Source organism: Psychrobacter sp. W2-37-MNA-CIBAN-0211 (genome assembly GCF_040309405.1).
GTDB lineage: Bacteria > Pseudomonadota > Gammaproteobacteria > Pseudomonadales > Moraxellaceae > Psychrobacter > Psychrobacter glaciei.
In genome coordinates this window covers 1-237 of sequence record NZ_JBEOOU010000570.1, presented here as the reverse complement: position 1 = coordinate 237, position 237 = coordinate 1, and the positions used below count along the sequence as shown (strand labels likewise).

Genomic DNA, 237 nt, shown 5'->3' with positions numbered 1-237 from the left:
GCTTTCATCTGACGATGTTGTCACGGATATCATCGTTAAAATGGGCGCTTATGTGGATGATGCGTTTATTGAGGGTAAATTATCAACGACACTTACCGCTGACATTGATGGTAATTATGCCATAAGTTCAGGTGGCACATTTGGGGTTACTGCCACACTGGTGACTGAAGATTCAGATGGTACGATTACGCGTTTACAAAGCCCAACCAGTATTAGTTTTAGCTCAGACTGTACAAC

1 protein-coding gene is annotated in these 237 nt (G+C 42.6%); it reads left to right on the top strand.

The features are described from left to right. Positions 1 to 237, top strand: a 237-nt coding sequence (locus tag AAEY72_RS16305) for a hypothetical protein (protein ID WP_352311730.1), incomplete at both ends; no start/stop codon positions are given.